Here is a 9,246-nt window from a genome sequence, read left to right on the forward strand (position 1 = left end):
ATGCCAAGAGCATTTGCCCCGAAGGTAGAGGCCGCGCCTATCTGGTTGCCCTGGATAGAGAAGTTTCCTACGTTTGCACCAATCACGATGCCGGTACTGGCGTTGCCACCAATCGAGTTGTCATGAATTTGACATCCTGGAATGGTTGCATTTGCTGCAATTGCAATGCCGCTGGCAAGGTTGCTGTGCATTTCGTTCAACCCGACGAGCTTTAGGTCGCGCACTGATCCCGCGACCAAAACTCCAGACCCTCCATTACTGCTGAACCAGCACTGGTTTGCGCGAACGCCGGTTATAAGGTTCGCGGCAGCGGTGCCGTCAAGGCTCATTCCACTGCCAGAACTACTATCGCACCACACACGGTCAAGAGTAACGTGGGAGACTATCGACCCTGCAGGCGGCGCTATGTAAATTGGCGTCCCCGCGCCTGTAATTTGGCAGCTCTCGATATTAATCGCGACCCCGCCAGTAATTTGGATGCCCGCAAAACAATTGTCTGCCGAAACGGTAGAACCAAGGCGCAGGATATTGACGTTAGAAATGCTCCTAATCTCGCCCGTGCCGCCAAGGTAAAGGCCGATGCCGGTAAGCAATGCGATGTCGTCGAACTGGCAATCGCTGACGGTGCATTTGGCCCCACCCGCGGTAGATGCCGCACCCATCAATACGCCTGAATGAACCGCGCTCGTGTAGCAGTCCGCAACCGTCACAGTGTAGGCAGTCGGGTTATAGACGAAATAGCCGCTAGTGGCCGCGCCGTAGTTAAACGCGCCTAAATTCCGGATGACGACATTGCCAACCGCTGTGATATTGAAGATGTTGAAGTTTTGCGAAGCAAGGTTGATAAACGAGGAAAACCGTCCAGCCCCGAAAATCTCGCTGTTCGCGCGGCTAATCGCTAACGTGCTGCTGATTCTGTAGCCCGAGGCGGTCGGCGGGAAGTAGACCGCATCGTGCGCTGTCAGCGCCGCCTGTATTGCGGCCGTGTCATCCGTCGTGCCGTCCCCTACTGCGCCGAAGTCCTTCACGCTAACCGTTTCACTCAGCTTGACCTGTACCGTGCGAGCTGTTGCGCCTGTGCCTGATTGCAAAAAGCCGACCAACCCAGCCCCGGCACTGGACCCAAATGCCGCGGAGAATGCAGAAGGATCGGACGGCGGGTAGTTTTGCAGACCATCCGCCGCGGCGTTCCAGCCGATGAGCGAACTCGCCAACGGATTCGGTAGCGCACTGCTGCCCGCCCCGGACGAAATCGGCACCGTGATGGCGCGGTCGGTCTTCTCCTCGACCTGCTGCACCAGAATAGTCAATTTGTCGAGCGAATCTTCAATCACCTGCGGATACCAGCCTCCACCATTGGTCAGGTCGGTCTGCTGCAGCGACTGCAGCGCAGTCGTGATGGTAATTTTGTGACCGGCAGGAGGCGCAACCAGCATCGTGATCGAGCCTCCTGGCGAAACGTTCTGATCCGCGTTGAGGCTGACCGTGTAGTGCGTGGTCAGCGTCTTGTCCGTCTCCACGCCGCTCGAATCGGTCTGAATGACTCGTAGGTCGACCTGCGTGAAGACCTTAAACGTGAAGGGAAAGATGACGGTTGCGCCGTTTCCGGCGAAGGGGCCTGCGACGCGGTCATCGGATGAAATCGTCATGATAAGCTACCTCGATTCTTGATCGTCAGTTTGCATAATTGTGTTATGGATTCCCGGCGCGTCAGCGCTTTTCCTGATAGCCGAAGAGCAACGCGGCTGGGTTCTCGGTCTTGCCTTCGCTGAGAGCTTGCGCCCCGGTGACGGAACGATTGATCTGCGCAGACGGTATGCCGAAGAGGTCGCCGGCAACATTGACGAACGCCTTGCGGAATGCGGTATCGAAATCGCCCTGCACAGCCTGCTCCGCTGCCTTCTGAACATCTGGAACGGCGCGCAGTCCAGTCGGCCCGGAGTAGTCTAACGATGGCTGTCCCGTCACGATGCGCGACATGTTGCCAAACTCGCGCAAGCCCACGACGAGCCCCATCCAGAAGTTGAGCATCTCGCCCAGCAGGTTTTTCAGCTTGTCGTCCGGCTCGCCATCGCCCGGCATGATGGCCTGCTTGAGCAGTGCGGCGAGCACCGGCGGCGCCACGTAGAGCAGCAGATAATCAGATGCCAGTCGCGCGCGCTGCGCCGGCGTATTGGCCGTCATGGTGCGTTCGACGCCGAGATTCAGCGCCGTATTCATGAATGTGTAGAAGGTCAGAACAGTTTGACGAACGGCCCGCCGCGCTCGATCGCCGACTGATCCATCACCAACCCGGATCCTTGGCTGTCCTTCACCGACTGATCGGCCAACGACACAGCACGTGCCTCATCATTTCCTTCGGCCAGCGCCTTGTCGTAGCTGCCCCACCATGTCGGCAGATCGACCGTGCGCTGCATCGCCAGCATCATCGAGAAAGCGTAGCGCTCGATCACCTGGCGTACCGTCGCTTGTCCCTGCACCTGGTTGCGCAGCTCGTTGAGTTCGCGGAAACGGGTGCGACCGCGCTCTTCCATGAATACCGACCTGGCGTTCACTTCGCGCGACAGATCGAACGGCGAGGCCATGAAGCGCGACAGCCCGCGCAATGCGGCATGCGGCCCGATGCGCACGATCGACTGCGTGAAGCCCAACGGCTGAATCGCCGCGGTCACGACATTGAATCCCAGCCCGGCGATCGACACATTGTGGCGCAGCGTACCGATCAGTCCCTCGAGCGCATGGCGCTCTGCGCTGTCGCCGCGCGCGACAGCTTCGACCCAGTGCTTGATCTGCTGCTTCCACTCCGGCCCGTAGTGCTCGCGAATCGCTTGGTCGATGGTGTTCGATCGCAGCAACTTGTTCGCATCGATCAGCCACTCGTGCCACGACAAGTCGTGTATCACCTCGTTGACGCCGGAGTACAGGCCGGTCAGCGAGTAGAGGATCGGGCGTCCTTTGACTTCGGCGACGCGCGCCTTGGTGAAGCTGCGCCGCGTGGTGGCAGAGGTGTAGCCGGCGGCCATCATTTGTTTGGCCACTTCAGCGTCGTCGTGCTGCTCGGCCTGCAGCGTGGCGCGCGGATCGTATCTTGATCGGGTAATAACCGCCGCGCAGCGTGAGCGCCTGGCCATCGGCGCTGATGACTGTCAGTTGTTGCGGCGCAATCCATTCCGGCTCGACGCCGTAGACGCGCCGCTCTTTCTCGCCGATCGCCTCTCGGTAGGTTTCGAAGTGATCCCAGACCTGTTGCACGGCAGCCCATTCCGCCGCGGTCAGCGACTGCAGCACCGGATCGATCGCACCACGCGACCAGCCTTCGCCGTCGAGCAGCCGCTGCAGGTTGCCTGCGTTGCCCGCGTTGAGCGCGAGCGCAATTCGCTGTTCCCGGTTCAGGCTGGTCTTCAGCGTCGGGAAAAACGTTCCCTTGCCTTCCATCCTACCGAGCGCGAGAACCGGCCGCAGTATCTCCGGTAAGCCGCTCGGTCGCCTGTTGGCGCATGACAGTTTCCATGTCGGCGCGCTCGTTCGCCGTGCGCAGGAAGTATTCCCACATCGGCCCGCCATCCTTGCCGCCGTCGAGCACGCGGGCGATCGTCGACGCCTTCAGATGCGCCGCGCCGAACCGTGCGATACCGAGCGCGGCACGGCCCAGCGCAGTAACCGGCGTGCGGGTGTTGGCTTGGCGATCCCCGGCATGCGCGATGATGCCGGCAGCGATCGCGTCGCGCGCCGTCTCGTAGTCGCGCTGGTCGCGCGCCGTGAGCAACTTGCGCTTGAGCCGGCCCAAGTGCTCGATCTGCTGCACCGCCTCGACCAAGCCGCGGAACTCTTCGACCGTCATGTCCTTGTAGGACTTGCGCTGCGCCTCGTCGAGCAGCCCAGGCGGCAAATCAGGTTCGATACCCTGCGACTGCTGCGATTCGACCCATTGCGCCAGGCTGGCTTTGCGGTCGATCGCCTTGAGCGATTGCTGGCGAAGGTCAAAGCGTTCGAGCAGCGCGTCTATCTGCTCGCCATAGTCGGCGCCGATCGCCTTGCGCGCGCTCGCCTTGTCGAATTTCTTCAGGTAGCGAATGCCTTGCTCTACGTTGTCGCGCGCATCGTATGCCGCCTTCGCCAGATACGCACTCAGCACCGCGTTGCGCTTCTCGGCGGCTGCGGTCTCGATGTCGCCGGTCTTGAATGCCTTCTCGGCTGCCCGCGCGGCCTTTGACTCTGCAGCCGTGTATTGCCCCGGCTTGAGGTTGCGCACACGCTGGCGGGCGATCGTCTCGGCTGCGAACTGCTTGGCCGCTTCCGGCACCAGAGGGCGCACGATCGGCCGACCGTTCTTGTCGGTACCTGCCTGCCCGGTCGGATTGGCCGCAGCCGCCAGTGCGTTGTATTCGGTCGTGACGAAACGCGCATGCGCGGCGCTCGATACTGCTGCATTGGCGGCATCTTCGAGCGCTTCCGGTGTGGCGAGGTCAGCATGCTCGGTCAGCATCAGTTGGTCGGTCAGGGCTTCGATGGCAACCTGCGGCTTCTCGGCAGAGAGAAGTGCACGCACCAGCTCGTCACCAGAGGAGAACCCCAGCTGTTCCGCGGCAATGTCAGGATGCAGGCCATCGTCTGCCGTCATGCGTTGATCGGTCAGGCGCTTCCAGTCGAGTAGCGCATACCTATCGAATCCTTCCGCCGCCTGCCCGCCGTACATGCCGGCGAGGTCCTCGCGCTTGAGCCGGCCGGCGGGTTCCCCTTCCTCGCCCTTCGCGGTGAGGAACTGCCAGGCCCGATAGATCGGCTGTTCCATCACCTGCCGGCGCGCTTCGATCATCGTCTCGGCGCGAACCTCCTTTTGTTCGGCCTGCAGCCGCTTGAGTTCCCGCGAGCGAGCGCCAGCGAGCCACTGCATGTCGCGCAGGCCGCGCACTTCAAGTGTGCTGATCGCCTCCTGCGTAGCCTGCAGCGCCTGGTCGTGGTAGGCCTTGAACGCTTCCGGCGTCATACCGGCCTGCTCTGCGGTCTGGAACAGCGGCAGCATAGAGCGCGCCATCTGCGTGGTCTGAATCTGCTCAGTCGTGGCGAGCATGCGGTCAATCACGCCGCGCACCTCGTCGGTGAGTTCTACGCGCATGTTCTTCAGCGACTTGTAGACGTTCAGCATCCAAGCGCGGAATCGCTGGAACAGTCCATGCATCTCGATCGATGGCGACTTTCCATCGAAAAGGTAGCGCTCGAAGCCTTCGGCAAATTTCTCGTGGTAGGCGCGCTTTTCTTCGAAGTCGAGCGCGGTCCATTCGGCCATATCCCTGACTCCGAACCACGCGAGAAGGGTCTGCATGTCCTGCTGCATCTCGACCGGCGCATCGGGGCGCGAGGCGAGGTCGGCGGTCATCTCGAGGAAGAAATGCCCGGTCTCGTGCAAGAAGGTCGTCAGGTCGGCGCCTTTCAGCAGGACGATCAGGTTTGTATCGGGGCTGAAGCTGCCGCGCTTGTCTTGGCGCAGGATGTTTGGGTTGTTCGGGTCGTAGTCGCCGTTGTTTCCTATCGCGCCCTTGATCTGCTCGGGGCTCAAGGCGACGTATGATGCGACAGTTATACCGCTAGCATTATCCCAAACAACGAATCCGTCAGCGCCAACCTCATCAGCTTTGCGCGCAAGCTCGTCTGCCCATTCCCAAGATGGCAGAAGCTTACCTTCATACAAATGCCAGTCTGTTGTCGTTGGGCCAACGATAGCCGGCCCGACAACCTCTTCTATTTCTGCTCTGGTCAGAGGTCGTTCGATGCGAACAAACAACGGAAGAACATTCTTCCCATACTCTTCCGCGGTGGCTTCGTCCGGCGTAGAAAACACCATGAACTCACGCTCGTTTCGTGAGCCTCGCGTGCCCATTGATGGATCAAATTTCGATATGGCTACGGCATCCGTCCCGTGATACACCACCAGAGGAACTCCCCCCCCTCGCTCATAGGCTTGCCGGTGTCCGTCACTGCGCTGTTGCCGAACCATGCGCGGAACTCCGGCGTATCGATCGCCCCCTGATTGAACTGCGCCCCACCAACTCCCTGCGCCGCCACCCGCAACGGAAACTGCCCATACAGCGCCTCGGGAGTCGTACCCATCTTCGCCGCCGTGACCGCGTAGAACTGCGCAACGAATGAGGCATAGGCGTCATGCACGGGTGCGGTGAATCGGTTGGCCGTGTTGAGTTGCTCGAGGATCGTCGTTTTGACCATCTCGGCGCTGGCCTTGAATGTCGCATCGTCCGACTTCTCGGAAATCACCCGCTCGAATTCCTGCCGCAGTTGCTCGCCCTGTGTTTGCATGTACTCGGCGGCTTCGGTCTGACTGAACCCCGCCGGATCGGTCTTCAAATTCGGAATCAACTGCTGGTCGAATTGCCCGGCCAGTGCTGTCGCGTACTCGGCGGTCGGAATGCGCACCTGCCCGCCGGTAGCCGCTGCGACTTCGATCTGTTCTGCCACGGAAGGCGAAAGCTGCGTGACTTGATCGGCCACACCCGACTGCATCAGTGCATTGGCGTCGATGTAGAGGGTCTCGACCTGGCCGTCTTCCGTGGCCTGGCGGATGAAGGATTCGAAGGTCGTGGCGTCACGCTGGCGCACCTTGGACGCTGCAGCGAGTTTAGACAGTGCGGCGATGGCTTGGGCATCTTGTTGGCCGGCTGCTACGGCCTGCTCTTGGCGAGAGGCGCGCGCGGCGACTGCGTTGAGGGTTCCGGTTACGCCGGCCTGCGTTACCGTCGCGACGAGCGTCTGATAGGCCGCATCTGGCCGCTCCTTGGCGTATTGGCTCCATGTCTTGTCTGGATTGGCAATCGCGGTGTCGATAGCATCCTGAACCAGCGTTGCTATCTGCTCGGTCGGCACCTCTCGCGCCAGCAGGCCGGTGATGAACTCCCCTGCCCCGGCCTTGCCGAACTTGCTGACAAGGAACGACATCGGCAGCAGCTCGGTTGCAACTTCGACGAGGCCTTCTCCCGCGCCACCGATGGCAGCCACGACAGGCTCCGCGCCGCGCAGGCGGTACTTGCCATAGGCTTCTGCCTCGGTCTGCACTCCCATCGTTGCCAGCATCGGCACCGTGCTGCGGGTGGCGACAGAGGCGACAAGGCCTGGTATCTGCCGCATGAAGCTCGACGCACCAGAATAGACGCCGCGGGCGGTAGAACTGTCGAACTCCGGCGTCGACAGGATGCCCTTGGTCTGCGCCGCGGCCATCTTGCGCTCTGCGTCGACGCGCATTTCCTCGAAGCCGAACAGATCGGCAAACTGTAGCCGCAGTCCTTGCCGAGCCAATTCAGCGCCCTGCGGCAGGGACTTCGCCAGGCCATCGGTGACGGTGCCGATGGTCGCATTCGGCCCGCTCGGCGCGCGCAAGACATTGCCCATCGCACGAATTGCCTTCTCGGTCTCGCTCAGGTTGCCGATGTCGTCATGCGCCAGACGAGAGTTATTCAGGTTGCTCAGGAACCGCGTTGTGTGCGGAAAGTCTTTCGCCATTTGCACGAAGTCGACCGCCTCGATCTGCGCCTGGCGCTTTACCTCATCGGGGAAGGCGCGCGCCGATTCCAGCGGAACGCCGGTGCGCTGCGCGGCCTGACGCAACTCGGCTTCGTAGTCGGGTGGCGTATCGAGCGACAGCGCGACGTTAATGCGCGCGTCGAAGGCAGGATTTGTCTCCGTGTCGTTCAGGTAGGCATCGACCGCGCCGGCCGTGTCGAATTCGTCGTTCATCGTTGGCTGAGCTTCAGCTTCCAGTAGGCGCCAAGCAGATCGGTATCGGCGGGCGAGTCGATGCCGCGAGCGGCGAAATCCTTCTTGAGTTGATCGCGGACGTTGGTCGGAATGTCAGACGGCGACATTCCCATCAGCCCCATCGACTTGAGACCGCCGATATCCATACCAAGGAATGTGTTGCGAAATGAAACACTCTTGGAAAACAGCCCGTCTATGTGCTTCTCGACTTCGGCGTCGGTCATCTTCTTGCCGGTCACAGTCTGGGCGTTAAGGATCGAGTCGCGCACTGTCTTGTGCATCGCTCCGATCAACTGCGATTCAGTGCTTCCATCCTTCGGAGTCGGGTCGCGTCCAAGCATGCGCAGGCGATCGTCGAGCACCTGCTTGATCGCCGATGTATTCAGGTCATCTGGCTTGTCCGAGCCTTTGCCGGCAATCTCCTTCTGCCGCTCTCTGGCGAAATGTTGGAAATCCGATTGCGAGAGTTCGCCACGCAGCCGGTAGAACTGCGCGTCAGTGAGCGCCTTCAACGATCGCTCGTCTGTGAGTTTCAGGTACAGCGCCGGGTTGGTCGTGTCATCGCCCTTTGCGAGACGGCTGCCATAGCTCATCAGGTTGTCGATTTCCTTCGGCGGTATCGCCGATCGCGTCGCAATCGAGAGCGACGAGAAGCGCCCGCCGTTCTGCTCTAGTTCGCGCATTGCCGTCATCACCGCGGATTCGTCGCGATCCTTCTGCGCCTTGTCGATCAGCCCAGTATTGATGCTCCGCCGTCTGGCGCGCGTCAATCTGACCAGCTTCGGGCCTGGCATTCGGCCCCAGTCGTTCGACGGCGACATTGACCATTTCCATCTCACTCGGCGCCTGTGGCGCACCGGACCCCGTTGCGTAGGAGCGCATGTTTTTCTGAACATACGCTTTCGTCTCATCCGGCATGAACGAGAGCCACGCCTCCTTGTTTCCGGCGATATCGGCCATTTTCATGGCGGTCTTTACCCTACCCGCCCCTGCGTTGTAGGCAGCCCATGCCATCGGCACATTGTTATGGAATACGCGCAACTGATCCTGAGGTAGGCGCGGCCAAGCCTGCAGCATTGTAGTCGGCATCTTCCTTGAATCGCTTCGGGTCCCATTCCAGCCCGGCCAGCTTTGCCGCTTCTGGCCCGGTCGTCGGCATCACCTGTGCGATTCCGATCGCGCCCGCGGAAGAAGTCGCGACGTTGCCGGCCTTGTCGAATTGCCGATCTCCTGGATTCGGTCTTGAATGTGATGTTCACGCATTCTGTCGAAGTCGGTAGGCTGGAAGCGCGGCGCGAGTTGCTGGTCGCCCATTGGTTGCGGACAAGGCTTTGTACGTCCATCACCTTGTCAATCTGCCCGGTAGCTTTAGCGCATCGTCGGCCGTGATGTCGTTACTGTACTTGGCGAGGTAGCGCGATGCGTAGGAGGCGTTGCCGGCCTGCAGCGCGGCCTCGATCACGCTGGCATGCACACGTTGCT

General features: G+C 61.0%; 7 protein-coding genes. All 7 read right to left on the reverse strand.

All coding sequences use genetic code 11. From position 1 onward, the window contains the following. Positions 1 to 1,649: right-handed parallel beta-helix repeat-containing protein (locus IPM06_20795; protein MBK8772849.1), on the reverse strand; the 1,649-nt coding region annotated here is incomplete at its 3' end. A gap of 61 nt (positions 1,650 to 1,710) precedes the next feature. Continuing rightward, complete coding sequence (locus tag IPM06_20800; GenBank protein MBK8772850.1) at positions 1,711 to 2,220, reverse strand: hypothetical protein; 510 nt, start codon at positions 2,218 to 2,220, stop codon at positions 1,711 to 1,713. Positions 2,221 to 2,234: 14 nt separating this feature from the next. Beyond that, positions 2,235 to 3,131: a hypothetical protein gene (locus IPM06_20805; GenBank protein ID MBK8772851.1), complete on the reverse strand. Its 897-nt coding sequence runs from the start codon at positions 3,129 to 3,131 to the stop codon at positions 2,235 to 2,237. Then, entirely contained in the window at positions 3,040 to 3,435 is a 396-nt protein-coding gene (locus IPM06_20810) for a hypothetical protein (GenBank protein MBK8772852.1), read from the reverse strand. The genes IPM06_20805 and IPM06_20810 overlap by 92 nt, the downstream gene beginning before the upstream one ends. Before the next feature lies 1 nt (position 3,436). Then, positions 3,437 to 5,926 (reverse strand): hypothetical protein, encoded by a 2,490-nt coding sequence (locus IPM06_20815; protein MBK8772853.1) that lies wholly within the window; start codon positions 5,924 to 5,926, stop codon positions 3,437 to 3,439. Continuing rightward, positions 5,902 to 7,743: a hypothetical protein gene (locus tag IPM06_20820; protein ID MBK8772854.1), complete on the reverse strand. Its 1,842-nt coding sequence runs from the start codon at positions 7,741 to 7,743 to the stop codon at positions 5,902 to 5,904. The genes IPM06_20815 and IPM06_20820 overlap by 25 nt, the downstream gene beginning before the upstream one ends. Next, complete coding sequence (locus tag IPM06_20825) at positions 7,740 to 8,585, reverse strand: hypothetical protein (GenBank protein ID MBK8772855.1); 846 nt, start codon at positions 8,583 to 8,585, stop codon at positions 7,740 to 7,742. The genes IPM06_20820 and IPM06_20825 overlap by 4 nt, the downstream gene beginning before the upstream one ends. Positions 8,586 to 9,246 lie beyond the last annotated feature (661 nt).

This window comes from Hyphomicrobiales bacterium (assembly GCA_016710435.1).
Classification (GTDB): Bacteria; Pseudomonadota; Alphaproteobacteria; order Rhizobiales; family Aestuariivirgaceae; genus Aestuariivirga.